The organism is Arthrobacter sp. MDT1-48-3 (assembly GCF_054511015.1).
This window is the reverse complement of the sequence record NZ_JBTNDL010000001.1, coordinates 166,631-191,527: the sequence shown is the minus strand read 5'-3', so window position 1 is coordinate 191,527 and position 24,897 is coordinate 166,631. Positions and strand designations below refer to the sequence as shown.

Genomic DNA, 24,897 nt, shown 5'->3' with positions numbered 1-24,897 from the left:
CGTGGCGAAGGCAAAGTTCGAGCGGACTAAGCCGCACGTTAACATCGGCACCATCGGTCACGTCGACCATGGAAAGACCACGTTGACGGCTGCCATTTCCAAGGTGCTGTACGACAAGTACCCCACCCTCAACGAGCAGCGTGACTTCGCGTCGATCGACTCGGCTCCCGAGGAGAAGCAGCGCGGCATCACGATCAACATCTCGCACGTCGAGTACCAGACCGAGAAGCGCCACTACGCACACGTAGACGCCCCCGGTCACGCCGACTACATCAAGAACATGATCACCGGTGCGGCCCAGATGGATGGTGCCATCCTCGTTGTCGCCGCCACCGACGGTCCCATGGCCCAGACCCGCGAGCACGTCCTGCTCGCCCGCCAGGTCGGTGTCCCCTACCTGCTGGTCGCCCTGAACAAGTCCGACATGGTCGACGACGAAGAGCTCCTCGACCTCGTGGAGATGGAAGTTCGCGAGCTGCTCAGCTCGCAGGGCTTCGACGGTGACGACGCTCCTGTCGTCCGCGTCTCCGGCCTGAAGGCCCTCGAAGGCGACCCCGAGTGGGTCAAGTCCGTCGAGGAACTGATGGAAGCTGTCGACAACAACGTGCCGGACCCCGTGCGCGACAAGGACAAGCCCTTCCTCATGCCCGTCGAGGACGTCTTCACGATCACCGGTCGTGGAACCGTCGTCACCGGCCGCGCCGAGCGCGGAACCCTCGCGATCAACTCCGAGGTCGAGATCGTCGGTATCCGTCCGGTCCAGAAGACCACGGTCACCGGTATCGAGATGTTCCACAAGCAGCTCGACGAGGCCTGGGCCGGCGAGAACTGTGGCCTGCTCCTCCGCGGCATCAAGCGCGAGGACGTAGAGCGCGGACAGGTCATCGTGAAGCCGGGTTCCATCACCCCTCACACCGACTTCGAGGCCAACGTCTACATCCTGGCCAAGGACGAGGGTGGGCGTCACAACCCGTTCTACTCGAACTACCGCCCGCAGTTCTACTTCCGCACCACGGACGTGACCGGCGTCATCACCCTCCCCGAGGGCACCGAGATGGTCATGCCCGGCGACAACACTGAGATGACCGTCGAGCTCATCCAGCCCATCGCCATGGAAGAGGGCCTCGGCTTCGCGATCCGCGAAGGCGGCCGCACCGTCGGTTCGGGACGTGTCACCAAGATCCTGAAGTAATTCGGTATCACCCAGCCACCGGGCTCTGACCGGTAGGCGACGAGAGGGCCCCCGCCGTATCCACGGCGGGGGCCTTCCTGTCGCCGGGGTGGGGGAGAGGCGTCCCAGTAGCACAGATCACCCCTACCCCGCTGGACCCCGGTTCGCAATCATCGCGGTAATCTGCCACACTGGATAAGTTGTTCAAGCGCCGGCGCGCGCGGTTCGAGACTTCTTCCCGGTCAGGATAATGCCTGATGCAGGGATCGAGTCCGCCGAGGCGCAGGGCCCAAATATAGTCCACCCCGTTCGGCTCGTCCGAAATCAGCGGACCGTGCGTGTCAGGAAGTGCGACACGCCCGAGCGCGGGGGTCGGAGCCCTGGCAGGGTGAGGAACCCGGATCTGTCCGGATTCAGTCTGCTCAGGAAGCGTCGTACAACGGACGCAGGAAATGTACGTACGTACCGGAACTGCCCAGGCAGTTATGTAGAGAGAGAGTCGAGACGCCATGGCGGGACAAAAAATCCGCATCCGGCTGAAGTCATATGACCACGAGGTCATCGATGTTTCAGCACGGAAGATCGTTGAGACGGTGACGCGCGCAGGCGCAACGGTAGTGGGCCCCGTGCCCCTGCCCACGGAGAAGAACGTTTTCGTTGTCATCCGGTCCCCGCACAAGTACAAGGACAGCCGTGAGCACTTCGAAATGCGTACTCACAAGCGTCTGATCGACATCATTGATCCCACGCCCAAGGCCGTCGATTCGCTGATGCGTCTCGACCTGCCTGCGGACGTGAACATCGAAATCAAGCTGTAAGGGAGAGCGGATACCTATGTCTACTTCACTTACGCGCCAGGTCAAGGGCCTGCTGGGCATCAAGCTCGGCATGACCCAGGTCTGGGACGAGAACAACATCCTCATCCCCGTGACCGTCGTCCAGGCGGACTCGAACGTCATCACGCAGCTCCTCAGCGAGGACAAGGACGGCTACACCGCTGTCCAGATCGGCTTCGGCCAGATCGATCCCCGCAAGGTCACCAAGCCGCTCGCCGGCCACTTCGACAAGGCAGGCGTCACGCCCCGCCGTCACGTGGTCGAACTGCGTACGTCCGACGCCGACACCTACTCGCTCGGCCAGGAACTCTCCGTCGAGATGTTCGAGGCCGGCCAGACCGTCGACGTCATCGGCACCACCAAGGGCAAGGGCTTCGCCGGTGTCATGAAGCGCCACGGGTTCCACGGTGTTGGAGCCTCACACGGTGCACACAAGAACCACCGCAAGCCCGGTTCCATCGGTGGAGCATCCACCCCCAGCCGCGTCTTCCGTGGAATGAAAATGGCAGGCCGCATGGGCGCCGTTCGTCAGACCACGCTGAACCTCCGGGTCCACGCCGTCGACGCCGAGAAGTCGCTGCTGCTGATCAAGGGTGCCGTCCCCGGCGCCCGCGGCCAGGTCGTCCTCGTACGCACCGCCGTGAAGGGAGCATAGCCAAATGGCTGCCAACACCGTAAACGTCGATCTCCCCGCGGAGATCTTCGACGCACAGACCAACGTGCCGCTGCTGCACCAGGTCGTCGTGGCTCAGCTTGCCGCCGCCCGCCAGGGTACGCACAAGACGAAGACCCGCGCCGAGGTCAGTGGCGCAGGCCGCAAGCCGTTCAAGCAGAAGGGAACCGGTCGTGCCCGCCAGGGTTCGATCCGCGCCCCCCACATGACCGGCGGCGGTGTCGTCCACGGACCCACCCCCCGCGACTACAGCCAGCGCACCCCCAAGAAGATGATCGCCGCCGCCCTGCGCGGAGCGCTCTCGGACCGGGCACGCAACGGCCGTATCCACGTCCTCGAGTCCCTCGTTCCCGGCGGCAAGCCGTCGACCAAGGGTGCCATCGAGACCCTGCGTGCGATCTCCGAGCGGCCCCGCCTGCTCGTCGTGATCGAGCGTGCCAACGACGTCGCAGCACTGTCGGTGCGCAACGTCCCCGAGGTACACGTCCTCTATGTAGACCAGCTCAACACGTACGACGTGCTGGTGTCCGACGACGTGATCTTCACCAAGGCCGCCTACGACCAGTTCGTCGGTACGCCTGCTGTCATCACCGAGGAGGATGCCAAGTGAGCGGCACCATCGCAAAGGATCCGCGCGACGTCGTCATTGCACCCGTCGTCTCGGAGAAGAGCTACGGCCTGATCGACGAAGGCAAGTACACCTTCCTGGTCGACCCCCGCTCGAACAAGGAAGAAATCAAACTGGCGGTCGAGAAGATCTTCTCCGTGAAGGTCGACTCCATCAACACCATCAACCGGGTTGGCAAGCGCAAGCGCACCAAGTTCGGCTGGGGCCAGCGCAAGGGCACCAAGCGTGCCATCGTGTCCCTCAAAGAGGGCTCGATCGACATCTTCGGCGGTCCGCTCTCCTAGAGCGGAGACCACTTTAACGAGGAATTGAGTTATGGGAATCCGTAAATACAAGCCGACAACCCCGGGCCGTCGTGGCTCGAGCGTTGCCGACTTCGCTGAAATCACCCGATCGACGCCGGAGAAGTCGCTGGTACGTCCCCTTCCCAAGAAGGGTGGACGCAACAACACCGGTAAGATCACGACCCGCCACAAGGGCGGTGGACACAAGCGTCAGTACCGCCTGATCGACTTCCGCCGCCACGACAAGGACGGCGTCGACGCCCGCGTCGCAGAGATCGAGTACGATCCCAACCGCACCGCGCGCATCGCCCTCCTGCACTACGTCGACGGCACCAAGCGCTACATCATCGCGCCGAACAAGCTCAAGCAGGGCGACTTCGTCGAGGCCGGGGCCGGGGCCGACATCAAGCCCGGCAACAACCTGCCGCTGCGCAACATCCCCGTGGGTACCGTCATCCACGCCGTCGAGCTCCGCCCGGGTGGCGGCGCGAAGATGGCGCGTTCCGCCGGTGCATCGGTCCAGCTCGTCGCCAAGGAAGGCCGCTTCGCCCAGCTGCGACTGCCCTCCGGCGAGATCCGCAACGTCGACGTCCGCTGCCGCGCGACGATCGGCGAGGTCGGCAACGCCGAGCAGTCGAACATCAACTGGGGCAAGGCCGGCCGTAACCGCTGGAAGGGCATCCGCCCGACCGTCCGCGGTGTCGCCATGAACCCGGTCGACCACCCGCACGGTGGTGGCGAGGGCAAGACCTCCGGTGGACGCCACCCGGTCAACCCGAACGGTAAGGCCGAAGGCCGTACCCGTCGCCCCAACAAAGAGAGCGATTCACTCATCGTGCGTCGCCGTCGTTCCGGCAAGAACAAGCGATAGGAGCCTGGAGACATGCCACGCAGCCTGAAGAAAGGCCCCTTCGTCGATCAGCACCTTTATGTAAAGGTCGCTCGCGAGAACGAATCGGGCACGAAGAACGTCATCAAGACGTGGTCCCGCCGCTCCATGATCGTCCCCGACATGCTCGGGCACACGATCGCGGTGCACGACGGACGCAAGCACATCCCGGTGTTCGTCACCGAGTCGATGGTCGGGCACAAGCTCGGCGAATTCGCTCCCACGCGGACTTTCCGCGGCCATGTTAAGGACGACCGCAAGGGCAAGCGCCGCTAGGCGCTGCTCTTACGGCTAAGACGAGAGAAGGAAAGCAATGGAAGCCAAGGCTATTGCGCGTCATATCCGCGTAACGCCTATGAAGGCCCGGCGCGTCGTCAACCTTGTTCGTGGTAAGCAGGCGAATGAGGCTCTGGCTATTCTGAAGTTTGCCCCACAGGTTGCTTCGGAGCCGGTTTTCAAGGTGGTCCAGTCGGCGATGGCCAACGCACGAGTCCTCGCGGACCGTGACGGCGTCGCCTTCGACGAGGACAACCTCATCATCAGCGAAGCATTCGTTGACGAAGGCCCCACGATGAAGCGGTTCCGTCCGCGAGCCCAGGGCCGCGCGTTCCGCATCAACAAGCGGACCAGCCACATCACGGTTGTCGTCGCTACCCCTGAGAAAGTGGAGGTCCGCTAAGTGGGACAGAAAGTAAACCCGCACGGGTTCCGACTCGGCATCACCACCGACCACAGGTCACACTGGTTCGCCGACAGCAACAAGCCGGGCCAGCGCTACCGTGACTTCGTCCGCGAAGACATCAAGATCCGCCAGCTCATGTCGACCGGCATGGACCGTGCCGGCATCGCCAAGGTCGAGATCGAGCGCACCCGCGACCGCGTCCGCGTGGACATCCACACGGCACGTCCGGGCATCGTCATCGGCCGCCGTGGAGCAGAGGCGGACCGCATCCGCGGCGAGCTCGAGAAGCTCACCGGCAAGCAGGTGCAGCTGAACATCCTCGAGGTCAAGAACCCCGAGATCGAGGCACAGCTCGTCGCACAGGGCATCGCCGAGCAGCTTTCCTCCCGCGTGGCGTTCCGTCGTGCGATGAAGAAGGCCATGCAGTCCGCACAGCGTGCCGGCGCGAAGGGCATCCGTGTCCAGTGCTCCGGTCGCCTGGGTGGCGCCGAAATGAGCCGCTCGGAGTTCTACCGCGAGGGACGCGTTCCCCTGCACACGCTCCGCGCCAACATCGACTACGGCTTCTTCGAAGCGAAGACCACCTTCGGCCGCATCGGCGTGAAGGTCTGGATCTACAAGGGTGACGTCACGGCGAAGGAACTCGCAGCCCAGGCTGCAGCAGCTCCGTCCCGTGGCCGCGGTGGAGACCGTCCGGGCCGTGGCCCCGCCGGCGCCGACCGTGGTGGAGACCGCGGAGGCGACCGTCGTCGCCGCGCCCCCGAGCGCTCCGAGGGCCAGGGTGCTGCGGCACCCGCCGAGACCGCCGCAGCTCCCGCTGCGACTGAAGGAGGACAGGCTTAAATGCTTATCCCACGTCGAGTCAAGTTCCGTAAGCAGCACCACCCGGGTCGTTCCGGCGCTGCTACCGGCGGTACCGAGGTCAGCTTTGGCGAGTGGGGTATCCAGGCTCTGAGCCCGGCATACGTCACCAACCGCCAGATCGAGTCCGCTCGTATCGCCATGACCCGCCACATCAAGCGTGGCGGCAAGGTCTGGATCAACATCTATCCGGACCGCCCGTTGACCAAGAAGCCTGCCGAGACCCGCATGGGTTCCGGTAAGGGTTCGCCCGAGTGGTGGGTGGCCAACGTCAAGCCGGGACGGGTTCTGTTCGAACTGTCCGGTGTTTCCGAAGAGGTAGCCCGCGAAGCCCTGCGCCTCGCGATCCACAAGCTGCCGTTGAAGGCACGCATCGTGCGTCGTGAGGGTGGTGAATAGTTATGGCTCTGGGTTCAAAGGAACTGGCAACAGACCAGCTGGACGGCTTCGATAAGGACCGCCTGGTGGAAGAACTGCGCAAGGCCAAGGAGGAGCTGTTCAACCTCCGTTTCCAGTCGGCCACCGGCCAGCTCGAAAGCCACGGTCGCCTTCGTTCGGTCAAGCGCGACATCGCACGCATCTACACGGTGCTGCGTGAGCGTGAACTGGGTATCCGCCCCGAGGTCGTCGCTCCCGTCGAGGAAGCGAAGCCCGCGAAGGCGGACAAGCCCAAGAAAGCCAAGAAGGCCTCCACGAAGGACGAACCTTCCGTGGACACCGAGGCTTCTGAGGAGGACGCCAAATGAGTGAGCAGCAGAGCGAGACGACCGTAGGAACCGAGAAGGCCGTCCACGGCGCCGACTCGCGCGGCTACCGCAAGGTACGCCGTGGGTACGTCGTCTCCGACAAGATGGAGAAGACCATCGTGGTCGAGGTCGAGGACCGCGTGAAGCACGGCCTGTACGGCAAGGTGCTTCGTCGCAGCTCTAAGGTCAAGGCGCACGACGAGCAGAACGTCGCCGGTATCGGTGACATGGTCCTGATCAGCGAGACCCGGCCCCTGTCCGCCACCAAGCGGTGGCGCCTGGTCGAGGTCATCGAGAAGGCCAAGTAGCAGCACAGTACGACCCGGAGCCGGCCGCCGGCTCCACCGACGATGCCCCGGACGCGATTTCGCGTCCGGGGCATTGTCGCGATACGATTAGTACCTTGTCTGTCTGGTGGGCTGGCGCATGCCCTCACGAGGTATCTCCGCAGGATCTCCTGCCCAGGACCTCGGCTTGCGGGGCATCCCTCACGGGTTTCCTTCACACCGGGCAAATAGGCAAAAGCCCGATAATCTTGTTCATCACGAAATCCACTGTGCAGAAGATCGACGCGCAGCAGCGCGCCCAGGCGTGCACGTGCTGAGTACCAGTATTACGGGGCCCACCCATATCCGTTCCGCAAGGCTCGACAAGAGAACCGGCGCGACGACAGGAGTAATAAGTGATTCAGCAGGAGTCGCGGCTAAAGGTCGCCGACAACACGGGGGCCAAGGAAATCTTGACCATCCGCGTTCTCGGAGGATCCGGGCGCCGCTACGCAGGCATCGGCGACGTCATCGTCGCCACCGTGAAGGACGCGATCCCCGGCGGAAACGTCAAGAAGGGCGACGTCGTCAAGGCGGTCATCGTCCGCACCAAGAAGGAACGCCGCCGCGCGGACGGTTCCTACATCAAGTTCGACGAGAACGCAGCAGTGATCCTGAAGAACGACGGCGACCCCCGCGGTACCCGTATCTTCGGCCCTGTCGGTCGCGAGCTCCGCGACAAGCGTTTCATGAAGATCATCTCGCTGGCGCCGGAGGTGCTGTAGTCCATGGCACAGAAGACAAAGCTCAAGATCAAGAAGGGTGACCTCGTGCAGGTCATCACCGGAGCCAAGCAGGAACGCGGCGGAGACCGCGGCAAGCAGGGCAAGGTACTGAAGGTGTTCCCCGAGACCAACCGCGTCCTCGTGGAAGGCATCAACCGGATCACGAAGCACACCAAGGTCGGGCAGTCGCAGCGCGGCACCAAGACCGGTGGCATCGAGGTCGTCGAGGCGCCCGTGCACATCAGCAACGTCGCGGTCGTCGACCCCGAGACCAAGAAGCCGACCCGCGTCGGATACCGCACCGAGACCGTCGAGCGCGACGGCCGCGAGCGTGTCGTCCGCATCCGCGTGGCCAAGTCATCAGGGAAGGATCTGTAATGACTGTCGAAACCACAGGGACCAAGGTTCTTCCCCGCCTCAAGGCACGCTACGCGTCCGAGATCAAGGCCACCCTGCAGGAAGAGTTCAACTACGCCAACGTGAACCAGGTCCCGCGCCTGGTGAAGGTCGTCGTGAACATGGGTGTCGGCGACGCCGCCAAGGACTCCAAGCTGATCGACGGGGCCGTCAAGGACCTCACCGCGATCACCGGCCAGAAGCCACAGGTCACCAAGGCACGCAAGTCCATCGCGCAGTTCAAGCTCCGCGAAGGAATGCCCATCGGCGCACACGCCACCCTCCGTGGCGACCGCATGTGGGAATTCACGGACCGCCTGATCTCCCTCGCCCTGCCCCGTATCCGCGACTTCCGCGGCCTCAACGGCAAGCAGTTCGACGGCAACGGCAACTACACGTTCGGTCTCACCGAGCAGTCGATGTTCCACGAGATCGACCAGGACCGGATCGACCGCGTACGTGGCATGGACATCACCGTCGTCACCACCGCCAAGACCGACGCCGAGGGCCGCGCGCTCCTCAAGGCGCTTGGCTTCCCCTTCAAATCCGAAGATTAATCTAACTACGTTGCAGGTCCGCTCCAGCCGGCACCCTGAGTGCCGACCGGAATCCGGAAACCGTTTCGAGGAAGGGCAAGAGCCCACATGACAATGACAGATCCTGTCGCAGACATGCTCACGCGTCTGCGCAACGCAAACTCGGCTTACCACGACTCCGTGTCCATGCCGTACAGCAAGCTCAAGGCCCGCGTCGCGGACATCCTGAAGGCCGAAGGCTACATCGCCGGCTGGAAGGAAGAGGAAGCGGAGGTCGGCAAGAAGCTGACCATCGACCTCAAGTTCGGACCGGACCGCCAGCGCTCCATCGCCGGCATCCGCCGCATCTCCAAGCCCGGCCTGCGCGTGTACGCCAAGTCCACGAACCTGCCCCACGTGCTCGGCGGCCTCGGCATCGCCATCCTGTCCACGTCCTCCGGTCTGCTCACGGACCGCCAGGCATCCAAGAAGGGTGTAGGTGGGGAAGTCCTCGCCTACGTCTGGTAACGGGAAAGGGAAAGAAAAATGTCACGTATTGGACGTCTCCCCATCACCGTTCCCGCCGGTGTCGAGGTCAATGTCAACGGCAGCGAGGTCACCGTCAAGGGCTCGAAGGGCGAGCTGAGCCACACGGTTCCCAGCCCCATCGAGATCTCCCTGAACGAGGGCACGCTCACCGTCAGCCGCCCGAACGACGAGCGCGAGTCGCGGTCGCTCCACGGCCTCACCCGCACGCTGATCTCCAACATGATCGTCGGAGTCACCGAGGGCTACAAGAAGAACCTCGAGATCGTGGGCACGGGTTACCGTGTGCAGGCCAAGGGCAGCGACCTCGAGTTCGCCCTGGGTTACAGCCACCCGGTCGCCGTCAAGGCTCCCGAGGGCATCACGCTGACCGTCGACAGCCCCACCAAGCTCTCGGTCGCCGGCATCAACAAGCAGCAGGTCGGCGAGGTCGCTGCAACCATCCGCAAGCTGCGCAGGCCTGACCCCTACAAGGGCAAGGGCATCCGCTACGCAGGCGAGATCATCCGCCGCAAGGTCGGAAAGGCTGGTAAGTAACCATGGGTCTGAGCATCAACAAGAAGCGCAGCTCGAAGAGCAAGTCCGCCTCGCGTGGACGCCGCCACCTCCGGGTACGCAAGCGCGTCTCCGGGACGGCCGTCCGTCCGCGCCTGGTCGTCAACCGTTCGGCCCGCCACGTATTCGTGCAGGTCGTCGACGACACCAAGGGCGTGACCGTAGCATCAGCCTCCACCCTCGAAGCGGACCTCCGTGCATTCGACGGTGACAAGACCGCCAAGGCCAAGCGCGTTGGCGAACTCGTTGCAGAGCGTGCCAAGGCCGTCGGCGTCGAAGCAGTCGTCTTCGACCGCGGCGGCAACAAGTACCACGGTCGCGTTGCAGCAATCGCAGACGGCGCACGTGAAGGTGGGCTGGCACTGTGACCGAGGAGAACAAGGCAAAGGAAGCCCCATTGAATACGGCTACAGAGCAGCCCGCAGCCGAAGCTCCGGCTGCAGGCGCAACTGAGAACGCGTCGGCCGACGCGAACCGTGGCCGCGGCAACACCCGCGGTGGCGAGCGTGGCGGCAACTCCCGCGGTGGCGAGCGTGGCGGCCGTGGTGGCCGTGACGGGCGCGACGGCGGCCGCAACGACGACAAGGACAAGTTCATCGAACGCGTCGTCACCATCAACCGTGTCGCAAAGGTCGTCAAGGGCGGCCGCCGCTTCAGCTTCACCGCCCTCGTGGTGGTCGGCGACGGCAACGGCATGGTCGGCGTCGGCTACGGAAAGGCGAAGGAAGTCCCCTCCGCCATCCAGAAGGCCGTCGAGGAAGCCAAGAAGACGATGTTCCGCGTCCCGCGCATCGGTGGCACCGTCCCGCACCTGGTGCAGGGCGAGGCAGCAGCCGGCGTCGTCCTGCTCCGTCCCGCCTCCCCGGGTACCGGCGTCATCGCCGGCGGTCCGGTGCGTGCGGTACTGGAGTGCGTCGGCATCCACGACGTCCTCTCGAAGTCGCTCGGTTCCGCGAACGCCATCAACATCGTTCACGCGACCGTTGACGCGCTGAAGCGCCTCGAAGAGCCCCAGGCAGTCGCGGCCCGCCGCGGCCTGCCCCTCGACGAGGTCGCATCCCACCAGATGCTGCGCGCGATCGCAGCTCAGAAGGCAGGTGCGTGATGACCGCGATCACTCCGAAGAACGTGCTCGTGAGCTCGGCGAAGCTCGAGATCACACAGATCAAGTCCGCCATCGGCGGCAAGCAGAACCAGCGCGACACGCTGCGGTCGCTCGGTCTCAAGCGGATCGGCCACACCGTGGTCCGTGAAGCAGATGCCGTGACTGTCGGCATGATCAACACGGTTCCGCACCTCTTGAAGGTTGAGGAGGCCAAGTAATGGCAGAGAACAACACTGCGGCTCCCGCCGCAGCCGAGGAAAAAGCAGAGCGCGTCCACGCACTGAAGGTCCACCACCTGCGTCCCGCACCCGGAGCCAAGACGGCGAAGACCCGTGTCGGCCGTGGTGAGGGATCGAAGGGTAAGACCGCCGGCCGTGGAACCAAGGGAACTGCAGCCCGCTACCAGGTGAAGGCAGGATTTGCCGGCGGCCAGCTGCCGCTGCACATGCGCCTCCCCAAGCTGCGCGGCTTCAAGAACCCGTTCCGCATCGAGTTCCAGGTCGTGAACCTGGACAAGCTCTCCGAGCTCTACCCCGACGGCGGCGACGTCACGGTGGAGAGCCTGGTGGCGAACGGTGCCGTCCGCAAGAACCAGCCCGTCAAGGTGCTCGGCACCGGTGAGCTGACCGTGGCCGTCAACGTCTCGGTCGACGCCTTCTCCGCATCCGCTGCGGAGAAGATCGTCGCCGCAGGCGGGACCGTCACCGAGCTGTAGGTTCCTGGTCGGCCCTTCCCCGGCGGGACCGGGGGAGGGCCGGCTGTGATCCACGGCACTTTGGAACTAGACTCTTGGTGGGCAGGCTCGACCTGCCCACCGAGGGTCTTTTTTCGGCTGAGGCCACCCCTGCTCCACGCCGGTTCTCTCACACCGGTGACCAACCGTTAGACTCGGTTGTTGTGTACGGTCCGCGTCAGGACCAACAGACCTTCAGGAGGACGCTTGCTTAGCGCTATTGGCCGGGCATTCCGGACGCCAGACTTGCGGCGCAAGCTGTTGTTCACGCTGGGAATCATCACCATCTTCCGTCTCGGGGCCTTCATCCCCGCTCCCGGGGTCGACTACGGCAACGTGCAGCAGTGCCTCGAACTCGGCAACACCGAGGGCGGCCTCTACCAGTTCGTGAACCTCTTCAGCGGCGGAGCCCTCCTGCAGGTCTCCATCTTCGCGTTGGGCATCATGCCGTACATCACGGCGAGCATCATCACGCAGCTGCTCCGGGTGGTCATCCCCCGTTTCCAGGAGCTGCACCAGGAAGGCGCGCAGGGCCAGTCCCGGCTCACCCAGTACACGCGCTACCTGACGATCGCGCTCGGCCTGCTCAACGCGACCACCCTCGTATCGCTCGCCCGCTCCGGCGCACTGCTCGGCAACTGCCCCGTGCCCCTGATCCCGGACGACTCCATCATCACGATCATCCTCCTGATCATCACGCTGACCGCCGGTACCGGCCTCATCATGTGGATGGGCGAACTCATCACCGAGAAGGGCGTGGGCAACGGTATGTCGCTGCTCATCTTCACCGCCATCGCCGCCGGCTTCCCGACCTCGCTCGGTGAGATCCTCCGCACCCAGGGCGCCACGGTGTTCGCCTTCGTCCTCGCCATGGGCGTCGTCGTCGTCGCGCTGGTCATCTTCGTGGAGCAGTCGCAGCGACGCATCCCGGTGCAGTACGCCAAGCGCATGGTCGGCCGCCGCACGCTGGGCGGCAGCAGCACCTACATCCCGATCAAGGTCAACATGGCCGGTGTCATCCCCGTGATCTTCGCGTCCTCGATGCTCTACCTGCCCAGCCTGATCGCACAGTTCAACACCCCCCAAGACGGCACCGCTCCCGCCGAGTGGGTCAACTGGATCACCACGTACCTGACCAGTGGCGACCACCCGCTGTACATGGCGCTGTACTTCCTCCTGATCGTGTTCTTCACCTACTTCTACGTAGCCATCACGTTCAATCCGGACGAGGTGTCCGAGAACATGAAGAAGTACGGCGGGTTCATCCCCGGCATCCGTGCGGGCCGTCCCACCGCCGAGTACCTCCAGTACGTGCTGTCGCGCATTACGCTGCCCGGCGCCATCTACCTGGGACTCGTCGCCCTGATCCCGCTGATCGCCCTGGTGGCCATCGGTGCGAACCAGAACTTCCCGTTCGGTGGCACCTCGATCCTGATCATGGTGGGCGTGGGACTCGAGACCGTAAAGCAGATCGACGCACAGCTCCAGCAGCGTCACTACGAAGGGTTGTTGCGTTGACGAGAATGCTGATCATCGGTCCCCCCGGATCGGGCAAGGGCACCCAGGCCGCACGGATCTCCGAGCGCCTCGGCGTCGTGGCGATCTCGACCGGCGACATCTTCCGCGACAACGTGAAGCGGGAGACCCCGCTCGGCGTCGAGGCGAAGAAGTTCATGGACGCGGGTGACTTCGTCCCCGACAGCGTCACCAACAGCATGGTGCGGGACCGCCTCGCGGCCGACGACGTACGGGAGGGCTTCCTCCTCGACGGTTACCCGCGCACGGCCTCGCAGGTGGCGGAGCTCGACGACATCCTCCGCGAGAACGACCTCGAGCTCGACGTCGTGCTCCAGCTGACCGCGGACGACGAGGAGCTCGTCAAGCGGCTCCTCGGCCGTGCGAAGCTCGACGGCCGTTCGGACGACAACGAACTGGTCATCCGCCACCGCCTCGGCCTCTACCACGACCAGACCGAGGTGGTGGTGTCGCGGTACGACGAGCGCGGCATCGTCACGAAGGTCGACGGCATCGGCAGCATCGACGACGTCACCGAGCGCGTCATGGCCGCCCTCAAGGTCGCGAGCTAACCCCGCATGTTCCGCCAGCCCAAGGTCGAATACAAGACCACCAGCCAGATGCTCGTGATGCGCGAGGCCGGTCTCGTGCTCTCCGAAGCATTGGACCGGACGGTCGCAGCCGCAGCGATCGGTGTCACCACCGCGCAGCTCAACGAGGTGTTCGAGGGCGTCCTGCGGGAGAAGGGTGCGACGTCGAACTTCCTCGGCTACCACGGGTTCCCGGCGAGCATCTGCACGTCGGTGAACCACGAGGTGGTGCACGGCATCCCGGGTGGGTACACCCTGCAGGACGGCGACATCATCTCGATCGACGGCGGTGCAGTGGTCCGTGGATGGCACTCCGATTCGGCGCGCACGGTGATCGTCGGATCGGCGCGGCCGGAGGACGTGCGCCTGTCGGACGTCACCGAGGAAGCCATGTGGCGCGGCATCGCGGCGCTCGCATCGGCCCGGTTCGTGGGTGACATCGGAGCGGCGATCGACGACTACGTCTCGTCGGTGCCCGGCCCCGCACTCGGGATCCTCGAGGACTACGTGGGCCACGGCATCGGGACGCAGATGCACCAGGCGCCCGACGTCCTCAACTACCGCAGTTCGAACCGCGGCCCGAAGGTCCGGCCGGGACTGTGCGTCGCCATCGAGCCGATGCTCGTGCAGGGGGAGCTGGAGACAGCCGTGCTCGACGACGATTGGACGGTCGTCACCACCGACGGCCGGCGTGCCTCCCAGTGGGAACACAGTGTCGCGGTGCACGACGGTGGCATCTGGGTCCTGTCCGCACCCGACGGGGGAGCCTCGCGGCTGGAACTCCTCGGTGTGACCCCGGTTCCCCTGGCAGCCTGACGGCAGGAGCTCCCAGCGCCACCGACGAGGAAGGTCCCGCACGGATGTGCGGGACCTTCCTCGTCGGTGCCTTGCAGGACTGCGGGGCCGGCTTCCGCCCCGATTTAACTATCAGGGGACAGTAGCGTAGAGTTGTCTGTTGGTTGTCTCTGCTTTTCGTGCCCAATTGGGCTCTGGAGACGTCCCCGCGCGAGGAGCTCCGGCCGTCCGCGGGCCTGACAATCAAAACCCCAAACCCGTCCGCCACGCAAGTGGCGGGCATAGACGTTAGCGGAGGATATGGCCAAGAAAGACGGTGTCATTGAGATTGAAGGCACTGTGAACGAGGCGCTGCCCAACGCGATGTTCCGCGTTGAGTTGGCCAACGGTCACATTGTCCTCGCCCACATCTCGGGAAAGATGCGCCAGCACTACATTCGAATCCTTCCTGAGGACCGGGTCGTAGTGGAACTCAGCCCGTACGACCTCACCCGGGGCCGTATTGTCTACCGCTACAAATAAGAATCAACTCGAAGGAAAACCATGAAGGTCAACCCGAGCGTGAAGCGGATCTGCGAGAAGTGCCAGGTGGTTCGCCGCAAAGGCAACGTTCTCGTCATCTGCGAGAACCCGCGCCACAAGCAGCGCCAGGGCTGAGAACCTCTCCCAGAGGCTCTTCCCGCGCGTAGAAGTACATTCAACGGCAGGACAGCATCCCTGAGGGGATGTACACCCCCGGCTCGGAGGCCGGGGACCGGAACACCTGTTCCGGGGACGTCCTGCTTCAGACCTCCGGTATCACCAAAGGAGCACCGCCACCATGGCACGTCTCGCTGGCGTAGACATCCCCCGCGAAAAGCGGGTAGTCATCGCGCTTACCTATATCTACGGCGTGGGCAAGACCCGTGCAGAGAAGACGATCGTCGACACGGGGATCTCCCCGAACACGCGCGTCAAGGACCTCACCGACGCCGAGCTGGTCCAGCTCCGCGACTACATCGAAGGCAACTTCAAGGTCGAGGGTGACCTCCGCCGTGAGGTCGCAGCCGACATCCGCCGCAAGGTGGAGATCGGCAGCTACGAAGGCATTCGGCACCGCCGCGGCCTTCCCGTACGTGGACAGCGTACGAAGACAAACGCACGTACCCGCAAGGGTCCGAAGCGTACGGTCGCAGGCAAGAAGAAGGTCGGACGCTAGTCCCTAGCCGCTCCCTCACGTGAGTCGCTAGCGCTCCTCACGCCAGGGAACCCGGCGGCCAGGGGCCCAAGTCCCTGGCTCGGATCACCTCCGACCAGCCGAATCATGCTTTACCCAATACCTTCGTAGGAGAAGTAATGCCCCCCAAGACTCGTGGAGCGGTTCGTAAGCCGCGTCGCAAGGACAAGAAGAACATCGCGCTCGGTCAGGCGCACATCAAGAGCACCTTCAACAACACGATCGTGTCCATCACGGACCCCAGCGGAGCTGTCATCTCCTGGGCCTCCGCCGGTGAGGTCGGCTTCAAGGGCTCACGCAAGTCGACTCCGTTCGCTGCGCAGATGGCTGCAGAAGCTGCTGCCAAGCGCGCCCAGGAGCACGGCGTCAAGAAGGTCGACGTCTTCGTCAAGGGTCCGGGATCGGGACGCGAGACCGCCATCCGCTCGCTGCAGGCCACCGGCCTCGAGGTCGGCTCCATCTCCGACGTCACCCCGAGCGCGCACAACGGCTGCCGCCCGCCCAAGCGCCGCCGCGTCTAGTCCGCTCTTCGGCCACCGCACCGCCTTGCAGGAACCACCTGTTCCGGCAGGGCGGTTCGGTGCCGTTCCGAGCAGCTTTTGAGCCGGCTCACCAGCAGTCCCGCCCATACAGAAGCGTCATATAGCGGATGCTTCCTGAAAGGAAATGTAAGTGCTCATTGCACAGCGCCCCACCCTGACTGAAGAAGTAGTCGCCGACAACCGCTCACGGTTCGTCATCGAACCCCTCGAGCCCGGCTTCGGCTACACCCTCGGCAACTCGCTCCGCCGCACGCTGCTCTCCTCGATCCCCGGTGCCGCCGTCACCAGCATCCGCATCGACGGCGTGCTGCACGAATTCACCACGGTCCCCGGGGTGAAGGAGGATGTCACCGAGATCATCCTGAACATCAAGAACCTCGCCGTCTCCTCGGAGCACGACGAGCCCGTCGTCGCCTACCTGCGCAAGCAGGGCCCCGGCGTCGTCACCGCCGCGGACATCGCGCCCCCCGCCGGTGTCGAGTTCCACAACCCGGACCTCCACATCGCGACCCTGAACTCGAAGGGCAAGTTCGAGCTCGAACTGACCATCGAGCGCGGCCGCGGCTACGTGTCCGCCTCGCAGAACAAGTCCGGCGACTCCGAGATCGGCCGTATCCCGGTCGACTCGATCTACTCGCCGGTCCTGAAGGTGACCTTCCGCGTGGAAGCGACCCGTGTCGAGCAGCGCACCGACTTCGACAAGCTGATCGTCGATGTCGAGACGAAGGACGCCATCGCCCCGCGCGACGCCGTCGCGTCCGCCGGCACCACCCTGGTCGAACTGTTCGGCCTCGCCCGCGAGCTGAACACCGCCGCCGAGGGCATCGAGATCGGCCCGTCGCCGACGGACGCAGCGCTCGCTGCCGACATGGCACTGCCGATCGAGGACCTCGAACTGACGGTCCGCTCGTACAACTGCCTCAAGCGTGAGGGCATCCACTCCGTGGGTGAACTCGTTGCGCGCTCCGAGGCGGACCTCATGGACATCCGCAACTTCGGTGCGAAGTCCATCGACGAGGTCAAGGCGAAGCTCGTCGAGCTCGGTCTCTCCCTGAAGGATTCCCCTCCAGGGTTCGACCTTGCCGCCCGCGCTGCTGCCATCGAAGAGGACGACGCCGCCTACGGCGACGAAGAGCTCTAAAACGCTATCTGTCCGCCCGCCGCTGGGAAGCGGCGGGACGGACACCTAATGAGGAGAAATAACCATGCCCACACCCACCAAGGGCCCACGTCTCGGAGGCGGTCCGGCGCACGAACGCCTGATGCTCGCCAACCTGGCCGCCTCACTGTTCGAGCACAAGCGCATCACCACCACGGTGACGAAGGCGAAGCGCCTCCGCCCCTACGCCGAGCGTCTCATCACGTTCGCGAAGAAGGGTGACCTCGCGTCGCGTCGCCGCGTCCTCGGCGTCATCAGCAGCAAGAGCATCGTCCACGAGCTGTTCACGGACATCGCACCGGCTGTCGCCAACCGCGAGGGTGGCTACACCCGCATCACCAAGATCGGCAACCGCAAGGGCGACAACGCCCCCATGGCCGTCATCGAACTGGTGCTGGAGCCCATGTCCGCGAAGCAGTCCGTCGTCGCCGAGGCCGAGCAGGCCAAGGCTCCCGCCGCTGCAGCCGCGCCCGTCGCCGAGTCCGTGGACTCGCCCGAGTCGGCAGACTCCGTAGATTCGGCCGAGTCGGCCGAGTCGGCGGCTTCCGCCGAGGAGGTCGCCGCCGAGGAGACCACGGTCGACGCCGAAGCAGGCTCCACCGACGAGGTCGTCGTCGTCGAAGGTTCCGTCGAGGACGAGAAGAAGTAATTCTTCACTCCTGACGCACACCATGACCACGCCTGAGCCCGCCGTCCCCCCAGGGGGCGGCGGGCTTCTGCGTGTCCGCCTCGACATCTCCTACGACGGCGGGCCGTTCTCGGGATGGGCCCTCCAGCCCGGGTTCACCACGGTGCAGGGCATCCTCGAGGACGCCCTCTTCACGCTCCTGCGCCGCCCTGCCCGGCTCACGGTGGGCGGACGGACCGACGCCGGTGTCCACGCCCGCGGCCAGGTGGCCCACGTGGACCTCACGCTGGCCGAATGGGAGGGGATGGCGCGTGGCCATGCGGTCGATCCGGCGGATGCCTTCCTGCGCCGCCTGACAGGCACGATCAACCGGGTGCTGACCGACGGCACGACCGGCCGTGGCCGATCCGTGCGGAACTCCGTCCCCGCCGTTGTCGTGCGATCCGCCACGCCTGCACCGGCAGGGTTCGACGCACGCTTCTCCGCGCTCTGGCGCCGCTACAGCTACGCGATCGCGGACACCACGTCGGGGCAGGATCCCCTCCGCCGGCACACGACGCTCTGGTATCCGGCGCCGCTGGACGTGCGGCTGCTCAATGAGGGAGCCGGGCACCTGCTCGGGATGCAGGACTTCGCTGCGTTCTGCAAGCCCCGCGAGGGCGCCACCACCATCCGGGAGCTGCAGCGCTACGAGTTCGTCCGGGGGCACGACGGCGTGATCACGGCGACGGTGCAGGCGGACGCGTTCTGCCACAACATGGTCCGCGCGCTCGTCGGGTCGACGCTGCGCGTGGGGTCGGGGGAGATGCCGCCGACGTGGCTGGCCGAGCGGCTCGCGGCGCGGGTCAAGGACGCCCGATCGATCCTGGCCGCTCCGCATCCGCTCGTGCTCGAGGAGATCGCCTATCCCGGCGACGACCAGGTGGGCGAACGCGCAGCCCTGACCCGGTCCCGACGCACGGCCGCGCACCTCCCGGCGTCGCAGGATCCGACCGCCGACGACTGAGACCTCCTGCCCGATGATCCGGGGAGGACCCCCACCGGAGGAGAACCCTCGGTCGGCCGCTGTCACTCACCCGAGCAGCACGAAACTCCCGAAGCAAGCGAGCAGCATCCCCGGCCCGAAGGGGAAGGTGGAGCCGCGTGATCCGCGCCGCAGCAGCAGCACGGCGATACCCGCCAGTCCGCCCAGGAGGAACCCGCCGAGGAGGGTGCCCATCCAGGCGGCAGCGCCCGCCCAGCCGCCGTAGACGCCGAGGACGGCGGCGAGCTTGACGTCGCCCATGCCCATGCCGGCCGGGGAGATGAGCGCGAGGACGAGATAGACCGTGAAGAGTCCGGCACCACCCATCGCGGCGCCCAGCAGGCCGCTCCAACGGCCGCTGCCGACCGCGGCAAGGACCACCAGGGGGGCGGTAGCGGCCGTGAACCGCAGCAGGACCGCGTTGGGCAGGAGTTTCGAGCGCGCGTCGATCGCCCCGAGCAGCACGCCGAACGCCGCGAGGACCGCCACGAGCGGGAGATTCCAGGACGGCCCGACGAGCGCGGCGCCTCCTCCCGCCAGCACTGCCGCCAGAAGCGCGAGGGGCAGGCGGAGGGAGCCGGGCAGGTCGATGCGGGCATCCCTGCCGGCGAGGGGGAACAGCGCGTAGGCCAGTGCCGCGGCGACGACGGCAGCGGCTACGGCCGTCAGAGCGGGGACCACCTTAGACGGACTCCTCGAGGGAATCCTGGTGCATGCGGCTCACTTCGCCGTTGGCCGGCAGCGTCACCGTGAAGCGGCTGCCCTTGCCCGGTGCGCTGACGCAGTCGATCGAGCCGCCGTGGCTCTCCACGATCGATTTCGTGATGGCCAGCCCGAGCCCGGCTCCGTCGATGTCGGCCCGGCGGGCGGCCGGTGTCCGGTAGAAGCGTGAGAACACCTGCCGGGCTTCCTGCTCCGTCATGCCCATGCCGCGGTCCTCGACGTGGAGGTCGATCGTCGACTCCGTCTCCTCCGCGCGGACGTTCACCACGCCGCCGTCGGGGGAGTACTTGATGGCGTTGGAGAGCAGGTTGTCCAGCACCTGGGAGATCCGGAGGGGATCGATCAGGGTCCAGAGGGGGCTCTGCACGTCGGACTTGAGTTTGACGTTGTTCTTCTGTGCGCGCAGCCGGTTCGACCTGACGCTCATCTCGATCAGGGCTGCCAGGTCCACGGGACGCGGATGCACCCTCACGCGGTCTCCCGCGGTGGAGAGGAGGTCGGCGACGAGGTGCAGCACCCGCTCGGCATTGCGTCCGGCCACGTCGACGTAGCCCTTGAGGTGGGAGGGCAGGGGATGCTCGTCCTCCATGACCAGCTCCAGGTAGCCGAGCACGGAGGTGAGCGGGGCATGGAACTCGTGGGAGATGTTGGAGATGAAGGCGTCCTTCGCGGAGACCGCCTCCACCAGTTCGGTCACGTCGCTGCAGGCGATGAGGGCACCGGTGATGCGGCCGTCGGCGTTCTTGATGGGCCGTGCGGCGGTCGAGAGAGCGCGCTGCGCGTCACCGTCGCCCACCCAGATCAGCTGGTCCGCGAAGGTCTCACCCGTCAGCGCACGGTAGATCGGCCGCCGGTCCACGGTCAGGGGGGTGGTCCGGTCCGGCCCGAAGAGCAGGCTGCCGTGCTCCTCGTCGTCGTCGTGGCCGGCGGCCAGCCTGTTGAAGAGTTCCTGCTGCCGGTTTGTGAGCGTGGTGTTGCCGTGGGCGTCCACGGCGGTGAGCCCGACGTCGACCGTGTTGAGGATCGCGGTCAGGACGCGTTCGCGGTCGATGGCGGCCCGCAGGAGGTCGTTGAGTTCCCGGTCCTTGCGTTCGATCTCAACCTCACGTGTCTGCGCGTTCAGGCTCATCACGCGGATCGTGACGCCGATGCAGAGCATGACGATCGGCAGCAGCAGGATCCCCAGGTACGAGCGGATGAGCGCCGGGTCGAAGGTGCCCCACAACGGCCACGCCGTGATGAGCAGGGAACCGAGCACGGTGAGTGTCAGGGACGCCCACGTGGGCAGCGAGGAGCGCATGAGCCAGAGGACGGGGAAGATGGCGAGGACGCCGAGAGCCGGCTGGGTCTCCGATGCGCCAGTCCGGATCAGGGCGATCGCGATGAAGTCGAGCACGGGGACGATGAGCAGGCTGCCGGCCGGCAGCTCACGCCAGGGGACGACGAGGCAGATGGCCAGCAGCACCAGGATCATCGAGAAGCCGAGCTCGAACGTCCGGTTGGACATCAGTCCGGGCCGGAGGAGGGGCGCCGTGACACCGATGACCACGACGATCAGTGTGAGGGGGATCTGGCACAGCACGAATGAACGACTGATGGTGATCCTCGATGCCGTAGCGCGCAGCCACGCTGCACTGACATCCCTAGGCACGCACTATCCAAGGAAAGGTGAAACCCCGCATGCTGAACAACTTCCCGACGCTGAGACCTACGTACTGCCTACCATTATGTAGCCCAATCCGCGTTTTGACCGGAACCCGGCGCAAATCCGCTGCGGAGACAGGCACAATGGGATTCATGACGGATCGAACGGGCTTTAGAGCAGGCCACATGGGGGCGGGAGTCGAATGAGCGACCCGGGAGTTGCAGTGGTCATCGAGGACGACGCCGACGTGCGGAACCTCGTGGCTGCGGTCCTGAAGCAGTCGGGCTTCACCGTGCACCTGGCACCCAACGGACGGACCGGTGTGGACCTGGTCCGCACGCACGACGCGACGGTGGTGACGGTCGACGTGGGTCTGCCGGACATCGACGGGTACGAGGTCCTGCGGCGCATCCGGAGTTCCAGCAACTGCTACGTGGTGATGCTGACCTCCCGCGGGGACGAGCTGGACACGCTCACCGCCCTGCAGTCCGGGGCCGACGACTACCTGACCAAGCCTTTCCGCCCGCGGGAGCTCCGCGCGCGGATCGCGGCCATGCTCCGACGTCCCCGTGCGGTCCCCGAGCCGGTAGCGGTTGCCCCGGCGGCCGTGTCGGTTCCCGCGCCCACTGCGGCTGCTGCTCCGGCCGCTCCCGCGCCGGCACCTGAGCCGTCCCCGGTCCTCGAACACAACGGACTGGCGCTGAACACCGCCGCCCGCACCGTCGTCGTGGACGGGCGGGACCTGCCGCTGACGCGCAGCGAGTTCGACCTGCTGGCCGAGATGCTGCGGAGCAGCGGGGCCGTGAGGACCAAGGCAGACCTGGTGAGGGTGGTCCGTGGGGACTACTACGGCGAGGACACCTACATCAGCGATTCCGACGAGCGGGCCATCGAGGTGCACATCGGGAACCTCCGCCGGAAGCTGGACGAGGACCCGAAGAACCCCCGGTGGCTGCAGACCGTCCGCGGCGTGGGTTACCGGCTCACGCCTGCCCGTCCCTGATCGCCGTACCGCCCACGGCGGCCTGCAGACGGAACTCTTCGACGCGATGTCCGCGGCGACCTCTCAGGCCGACGCGAGGTAGCGGGACTCGAGCTCGTCGATGGTGTCCATGCCGCAGCGCTCGATCCCGGGAAGTGCCCTCCGGGCCGTATCCAGGTCCGCTGAGGTGACAGCGCTCTCGAAGCTCGCAGCCATCGCCGAGAGCCGCGCTGCGCCGACCATCGTCGACGAGTTGCGCAGGCTGAGGGCGGCATCGATGGCGGCGGGCAGGTCCCGGTTCCCCACGGAGCTGGAGAGGCGGAGGTAGCGATCCTCGAAGCCCGTGATGTAGTCGCGAGCGAAGGCCCGAGCGGGTCGGGGGTCGTTCAGCTGTCGCTCGAGCTGGGACAGCACGGTGAGGTCCACCAGTGGCAGGACCTTCGGGGTAGCGTTCGGAAGCACCATGTCAGGCTACGGCCGGAAGCCGATGAGATAACGGGAATCAGCTGATGCTGAGGGATAACTGCGCAATTGCTTTCCTGTTCTCCTGATTCGGTGCGGAGGCCCGGCGCTCTTGAGGGAAAGCGCCTATTGGCCTGCAAAGGTGTCGATGACGTTGAGTGCCGCGGGGCCCAGGATGACGATGAACAGGACGGGGAAGATGAACAGCAGCAGTGGGAAGAGCACCGATACTGGTAGCTTCATTGCTTTCTCCTCGGCGCGCTGGCGCCGCTTCACGCGCATGACCTTGGCCTGGGTGCGCAGCACGCCGGACAGTGCGATGCCGTAGGCATCGGCCTGCACGATGGCCTTGACGAAGCTGCGGAGTTCCGGGATGGTACTTCGTTCCGCCATGGCGAGATAGGCCTCTCGTCGGCTACGCCCCACCTGCATGTCCTGCAGCGTCCGCACCAGCTCGTCCGCGAGAGGCCCTTTACCGGTCTCACCGGCTCGCTGCATCGCGCTCTCGAAGCCTAGCCCCGCCTCGACGGAGATGAGCATCTGGTCGAGCGTATTCGCGAGCTCGAGGGCCATGGCCTTCTGCCGCTCCTGGCCCCTGCTGTACAGGAGGAGATCCGGGACGAAGTAGCCAAGGATCGTGATGAAGATTGCCAGAAGCACGAACGTCCCACTGGAATTGGACTGCAGCAGTAGCAAACCGGCGATACCGCCGGCAAATCCGAGGAGCGGCTTGGCCGCAAGGACCTTCGCCAGGGGGAGGGACGCTGGTCGTCCCGCGAGGGCCAGTAGGTAATCGAGCTTCGCCGCGTATGCCTGTGGTGTCGCCCGACGCCCGATTTGGAGCAGAGGATTCGGCCTCTCGACAGAGGTGGATGCCAAACCCATACCCTGGTTCAGGTTGTGCTGGACCGAGCGCCGCATTCTTGTGTCCGATGTGAGCAGAGACCACGTGAAGTAGCCGATCGGCGCCGAGACCATCAGCAGTGAGGTGAGCAGAATCAAGTTCACGATGCTTCCCTCAGAACTTCAAATCGATAATTTTGCGTAACCAGAGTCCACCGATTGTCATCATGACGGCGGCCACGCCGAGCATGACCCACCCCAGGGGCTTGATGAAGAGCACGTCTATGTATCCCGGGCTCACTACCGTCAGGACGAGCGCGATTCCGAAGGGTAGAGCTGCCAGGATGTAGGCGGAGAACTTACCTTCCGCCGCGAGGGCTTTGATCTGCCCCTTGATCTCAGTCCGCTCACGAATGGTGTGTCCCACCTCGTCGAGCACCTCGGCCAGGTCCCCGCCCACCTCACGATTGATCTGGATGGCTTGAGCGATCCACTCGAAATCCTCGCTCCGCATGCGGTGCGAGGTGTCGATGAGGGAGGCCAGCAGGTCCTTCCCGAGACTCGTCTCGGCGATGATGCGGCGCATCTCCTCGGACGTCGGGCTGTCGGCTTCCGTGGCAGCGGCATCGATGGCGCGGAGGATACTGTGCCCGGCTCGTAAGCCACCGGTGAGGAGCTGGAGCGTGTCTCCGAGTTGGGCGTCGAAACGATGGCGTCGCCGCCCCGACAGGAAGGACACTGTGACGTGCGCCATTCCGGGGGAGAGCAGCAACAGCAGGACACCGGCCGCTGGGCCGATCAGCACCCAGCCCAGCACCAAGCCTGTGGCTGCGGCGAGGATGACGAGGAGGTACACATCGGCCTGGCTCAGTCTGACGCCTGCCGTCTCCAGGGTGCTTCGGTCCAGGAATCGTTTTGGATTCCGGCGCAGGTAGGAATCCACAGCACGGCCTGCTGCACCTGCGAAGCGCGACAGCTGTGAATGCTGCTGCTCGAGGGGCGGGCGACGGCGGTCCAGTGGAACAGGGGACTGCAGTGGGCGGAGGGCCATAAGGGTCAGCGCGATGGCGCCGATAACGAGCAGGACGCCGCCCAGCAGCAT

At 65.4% G+C, this 24,897-nt stretch carries 37 protein-coding genes; 32 read left to right on the top strand and 5 right to left on the bottom strand.

From position 1 onward, the window contains the following. The first annotated feature begins 1 nt into the window (after position 1). The 31 genes from tuf to ACX80L_RS00810 all read left to right on the top strand — a co-directional run bounded on the left by tuf (position 2) and on the right by ACX80L_RS00810 (position 19,122). A complete protein-coding gene (gene tuf, locus ACX80L_RS00960; RefSeq protein WP_104118804.1) occupies positions 2-1,192 on the top strand; it encodes an elongation factor Tu in 1,191 nt (396 codons plus the stop codon). A gap of 488 nt (positions 1,193-1,680) precedes the next feature. Beyond that, positions 1,681-1,989 (top strand): 30S ribosomal protein S10, encoded by a 309-nt coding sequence (gene rpsJ, locus ACX80L_RS00955; protein ID WP_026531952.1) that lies wholly within the window; start codon positions 1,681-1,683, stop codon positions 1,987-1,989. Between the two features lie 16 nt (positions 1,990-2,005). Next, positions 2,006-2,662, top strand: coding sequence for a 50S ribosomal protein L3 (gene rplC, locus ACX80L_RS00950; protein ID WP_133082408.1), 657 nt, complete (start codon positions 2,006-2,008; stop codon positions 2,660-2,662). Between the two features lie 4 nt (positions 2,663-2,666). After that, on the top strand, positions 2,667-3,290 hold the full coding sequence (gene rplD / locus ACX80L_RS00945; protein ID WP_133082409.1) for a 50S ribosomal protein L4: 624 nt from the start codon (positions 2,667-2,669) through the stop codon (positions 3,288-3,290). Continuing rightward, entirely contained in the window at positions 3,287-3,592 is a 306-nt protein-coding gene (gene rplW, locus ACX80L_RS00940) for a 50S ribosomal protein L23 (RefSeq protein WP_026531955.1), read from the top strand. The genes rplD and rplW overlap by 4 nt, the downstream gene beginning before the upstream one ends. Before the next feature lie 31 nt (positions 3,593-3,623). Further along, entirely contained in the window at positions 3,624-4,463 is an 840-nt protein-coding gene (gene rplB, locus ACX80L_RS00935; RefSeq protein WP_104050959.1) for a 50S ribosomal protein L2, read from the top strand. Positions 4,464-4,475: 12 nt separating this feature from the next. Then, a complete protein-coding gene (gene rpsS / locus ACX80L_RS00930; RefSeq protein WP_026549122.1) occupies positions 4,476-4,757 on the top strand; it encodes a 30S ribosomal protein S19 in 282 nt (93 codons plus the stop codon). A gap of 37 nt (positions 4,758-4,794) precedes the next feature. Continuing rightward, positions 4,795-5,160 carry a 50S ribosomal protein L22 gene (gene rplV, locus ACX80L_RS00925; protein WP_055768073.1) on the top strand — a complete coding sequence of 122 codons (366 nt, stop codon included), beginning with the start codon at positions 4,795-4,797 and terminating at the stop codon, positions 5,158-5,160. Next, positions 5,161-6,006 (top strand): 30S ribosomal protein S3, encoded by an 846-nt coding sequence (gene rpsC, locus ACX80L_RS00920; protein ID WP_133082410.1) that lies wholly within the window; start codon positions 5,161-5,163, stop codon positions 6,004-6,006. After that, positions 6,007-6,423 (top strand): 50S ribosomal protein L16, encoded by a 417-nt coding sequence (gene rplP / locus ACX80L_RS00915; RefSeq protein WP_049829176.1) that lies wholly within the window; start codon positions 6,007-6,009, stop codon positions 6,421-6,423. Positions 6,424-6,425: 2 nt separating this feature from the next. Continuing rightward, positions 6,426-6,770, top strand: coding sequence for a 50S ribosomal protein L29 (rpmC, locus tag ACX80L_RS00910; protein WP_133082411.1), 345 nt, complete (start codon positions 6,426-6,428; stop codon positions 6,768-6,770). Beyond that, positions 6,767-7,078, top strand: a complete 312-nt coding sequence (rpsQ, locus tag ACX80L_RS00905; protein ID WP_133082412.1) for a 30S ribosomal protein S17 — start codon at positions 6,767-6,769, stop codon at positions 7,076-7,078. Before rpmC ends, rpsQ begins: the two co-directional genes overlap by 4 nt. 374 nt (positions 7,079-7,452) lie before the next feature. Continuing rightward, positions 7,453-7,821: a 50S ribosomal protein L14 gene (gene rplN / locus ACX80L_RS00900; protein ID WP_049829173.1), complete on the top strand. Its 369-nt coding sequence runs from the start codon at positions 7,453-7,455 to the stop codon at positions 7,819-7,821. Between the two features lie 3 nt (positions 7,822-7,824). Then, on the top strand, positions 7,825-8,199 hold the full coding sequence (gene rplX / locus ACX80L_RS00895; RefSeq protein WP_133082413.1) for a 50S ribosomal protein L24: 375 nt from the start codon (positions 7,825-7,827) through the stop codon (positions 8,197-8,199). Further along, on the top strand, positions 8,199-8,774 hold the full coding sequence (rplE, locus tag ACX80L_RS00890) for a 50S ribosomal protein L5 (RefSeq protein WP_133082414.1): 576 nt from the start codon (positions 8,199-8,201) through the stop codon (positions 8,772-8,774). The genes rplX and rplE overlap by 1 nt, the downstream gene beginning before the upstream one ends. 87 nt (positions 8,775-8,861) lie before the next feature. Then, positions 8,862-9,260 carry a 30S ribosomal protein S8 gene (rpsH, locus tag ACX80L_RS00885; RefSeq protein WP_043440638.1) on the top strand — a complete coding sequence of 133 codons (399 nt, stop codon included), beginning with the start codon at positions 8,862-8,864 and terminating at the stop codon, positions 9,258-9,260. Positions 9,261-9,278: 18 nt separating this feature from the next. Further along, positions 9,279-9,815 (top strand): 50S ribosomal protein L6, encoded by a 537-nt coding sequence (gene rplF / locus ACX80L_RS00880; protein WP_133082415.1) that lies wholly within the window; start codon positions 9,279-9,281, stop codon positions 9,813-9,815. A gap of 2 nt (positions 9,816-9,817) precedes the next feature. Continuing rightward, a complete protein-coding gene (gene rplR / locus ACX80L_RS00875; RefSeq protein ID WP_087076881.1) occupies positions 9,818-10,201 on the top strand; it encodes a 50S ribosomal protein L18 in 384 nt (127 codons plus the stop codon). A gap of 29 nt (positions 10,202-10,230) precedes the next feature. Continuing rightward, entirely contained in the window at positions 10,231-10,938 is a 708-nt protein-coding gene (gene rpsE, locus ACX80L_RS00870) for a 30S ribosomal protein S5 (RefSeq protein WP_133082416.1), read from the top strand. After that, the gene (rpmD, locus tag ACX80L_RS00865; RefSeq protein WP_133082577.1) at positions 10,938-11,156 is read left to right on the top strand and encodes a 50S ribosomal protein L30; all 219 of its coding nucleotides are present in this window, start codon (positions 10,938-10,940) and stop codon (positions 11,154-11,156) included. Before rpsE ends, rpmD begins: the two co-directional genes overlap by 1 nt. Then, positions 11,156-11,653, top strand: coding sequence for a 50S ribosomal protein L15 (rplO, locus tag ACX80L_RS00860; RefSeq protein WP_459287119.1), 498 nt, complete (start codon positions 11,156-11,158; stop codon positions 11,651-11,653). Before rpmD ends, rplO begins: the two co-directional genes overlap by 1 nt. Positions 11,654-11,878: 225 nt before the next feature. Then, entirely contained in the window at positions 11,879-13,189 is a 1,311-nt protein-coding gene (gene secY / locus ACX80L_RS00855) for a preprotein translocase subunit SecY (RefSeq protein ID WP_133082418.1), read from the top strand. Positions 13,190-13,194: 5 nt separating this feature from the next. Then, positions 13,195-13,758, top strand: a complete 564-nt coding sequence (locus tag ACX80L_RS00850) for an adenylate kinase (protein ID WP_133082578.1) — start codon at positions 13,195-13,197, stop codon at positions 13,756-13,758. 6 nt (positions 13,759-13,764) lie between these two features. After that, positions 13,765-14,592 (top strand): type I methionyl aminopeptidase, encoded by an 828-nt coding sequence (gene map, locus ACX80L_RS00845; protein WP_459287117.1) that lies wholly within the window; start codon positions 13,765-13,767, stop codon positions 14,590-14,592. A 279-nt stretch (positions 14,593-14,871) separates the two neighbouring features. Beyond that, positions 14,872-15,093: a translation initiation factor IF-1 gene (gene infA / locus ACX80L_RS00840; protein ID WP_019481515.1), complete on the top strand. Its 222-nt coding sequence runs from the start codon at positions 14,872-14,874 to the stop codon at positions 15,091-15,093. Positions 15,094-15,114: 21 nt separating this feature from the next. Then, on the top strand, positions 15,115-15,228 hold the full coding sequence (gene rpmJ, locus ACX80L_RS00835) for a 50S ribosomal protein L36 (RefSeq protein WP_043440658.1): 114 nt from the start codon (positions 15,115-15,117) through the stop codon (positions 15,226-15,228). Positions 15,229-15,391: 163 nt separating this feature from the next. Then, complete coding sequence (gene rpsM, locus ACX80L_RS00830) at positions 15,392-15,769, top strand: 30S ribosomal protein S13 (RefSeq protein WP_049829161.1); 378 nt, start codon at positions 15,392-15,394, stop codon at positions 15,767-15,769. A 137-nt stretch (positions 15,770-15,906) separates the two neighbouring features. Further along, positions 15,907-16,308 (top strand): 30S ribosomal protein S11, encoded by a 402-nt coding sequence (gene rpsK, locus ACX80L_RS00825; RefSeq protein ID WP_026531448.1) that lies wholly within the window; start codon positions 15,907-15,909, stop codon positions 16,306-16,308. A gap of 151 nt (positions 16,309-16,459) precedes the next feature. Further along, positions 16,460-17,470 carry a DNA-directed RNA polymerase subunit alpha gene (locus ACX80L_RS00820; RefSeq protein WP_055769255.1) on the top strand — a complete coding sequence of 337 codons (1,011 nt, stop codon included), beginning with the start codon at positions 16,460-16,462 and terminating at the stop codon, positions 17,468-17,470. A gap of 64 nt (positions 17,471-17,534) precedes the next feature. Then, positions 17,535-18,137 carry a 50S ribosomal protein L17 gene (rplQ, locus tag ACX80L_RS00815; protein WP_133082420.1) on the top strand — a complete coding sequence of 201 codons (603 nt, stop codon included), beginning with the start codon at positions 17,535-17,537 and terminating at the stop codon, positions 18,135-18,137. A 22-nt stretch (positions 18,138-18,159) separates the two neighbouring features. Further along, positions 18,160-19,122 (top strand): tRNA pseudouridine synthase A, encoded by a 963-nt coding sequence (locus ACX80L_RS00810; RefSeq protein ID WP_459287115.1) that lies wholly within the window; start codon positions 18,160-18,162, stop codon positions 19,120-19,122. Between the two features lie 66 nt (positions 19,123-19,188). On the opposite strand, the gene ACX80L_RS00805 is transcribed toward ACX80L_RS00810, so the two are convergent. Together ACX80L_RS00805 and ACX80L_RS00800 are read right to left on the bottom strand one after the other, a co-directional pair. After that, the gene (locus tag ACX80L_RS00805; protein WP_459287113.1) at positions 19,189-19,821 is read right to left on the bottom strand and encodes a prepilin peptidase; all 633 of its coding nucleotides are present in this window, start codon (positions 19,819-19,821) and stop codon (positions 19,189-19,191) included. 1 nt (position 19,822) lies between these two features. Next, positions 19,823-21,514: an ATP-binding protein gene (locus tag ACX80L_RS00800; RefSeq protein WP_208739014.1), complete on the bottom strand. Its 1,692-nt coding sequence runs from the start codon at positions 21,512-21,514 to the stop codon at positions 19,823-19,825. Between the two features lie 196 nt (positions 21,515-21,710). Between ACX80L_RS00800 and ACX80L_RS00795 the strand changes: the two genes are divergently transcribed. Then, entirely contained in the window at positions 21,711-22,511 is an 801-nt protein-coding gene (locus tag ACX80L_RS00795) for a response regulator transcription factor (RefSeq protein WP_459287110.1), read from the top strand. Positions 22,512-22,574: 63 nt separating this feature from the next. Here the strand turns inward: ACX80L_RS00795 and ACX80L_RS00790 are convergent, their stop codons facing one another. The 3 genes from ACX80L_RS00790 to ACX80L_RS00780 all read right to left on the bottom strand — a co-directional run bounded on the left by ACX80L_RS00790 (position 22,575) and on the right by ACX80L_RS00780 (position 24,897). Further along, positions 22,575-22,952 carry an Hpt domain-containing protein gene (locus tag ACX80L_RS00790; protein ID WP_459287108.1) on the bottom strand — a complete coding sequence of 126 codons (378 nt, stop codon included), beginning with the start codon at positions 22,950-22,952 and terminating at the stop codon, positions 22,575-22,577. 126 nt (positions 22,953-23,078) lie between these two features. Further along, a complete protein-coding gene (locus tag ACX80L_RS00785) occupies positions 23,079-23,960 on the bottom strand; it encodes a type II secretion system F family protein (RefSeq protein WP_459287106.1) in 882 nt (293 codons plus the stop codon). A gap of 10 nt (positions 23,961-23,970) precedes the next feature. Continuing rightward, a complete protein-coding gene (locus ACX80L_RS00780; RefSeq protein ID WP_459288059.1) occupies positions 23,971-24,897 on the bottom strand; it encodes a type II secretion system F family protein in 927 nt (308 codons plus the stop codon).